This is a genomic window from Chromobacterium sp. FG89 (assembly GCF_057808735.1).
Map to the genome: position 1 here is coordinate 1 of NZ_JBMDIQ010000104.1, position 300 is coordinate 300.

Genomic DNA, 300 nt, shown 5'->3' on the forward strand with positions numbered 1-300 from the left:
TCGCCCGCGTGCAGGCCCAGGACTTCAAGACCGGCCCGGCGTCGCCGCGCAGCTATTGTCTGCAATACCGCGAATCCGATTACGACTTCATCGTGCGCCTGCTGCATGAAGAGGGTTACGCCTGGCGTTTCGACCATCTGGACGGCGACACGCCACAAGTGCGCTTGGTCGCCTTCGACGACCCCTACAGTCTGCCGCCGGCCGGCGTCGAGCGGGTGCGCTTCCACCGCAGCGACGCCACCGAGGCCGAAGACGGCCTGACCGAGTGGAACGCCCAACGCCAGATCGTTCCCGGCGCGG

At 67.3% G+C, this 300-nt stretch carries 1 protein-coding gene; it reads left to right on the top strand.

Annotation, left to right across the window (positions count from 1 at the left end; translation table 11 throughout):
- On the top strand, positions 1–300 hold a 300-nt coding region (locus tag ACODRW_RS24430; RefSeq protein WP_488906944.1), incomplete at both ends, for a contractile injection system protein, VgrG/Pvc8 family.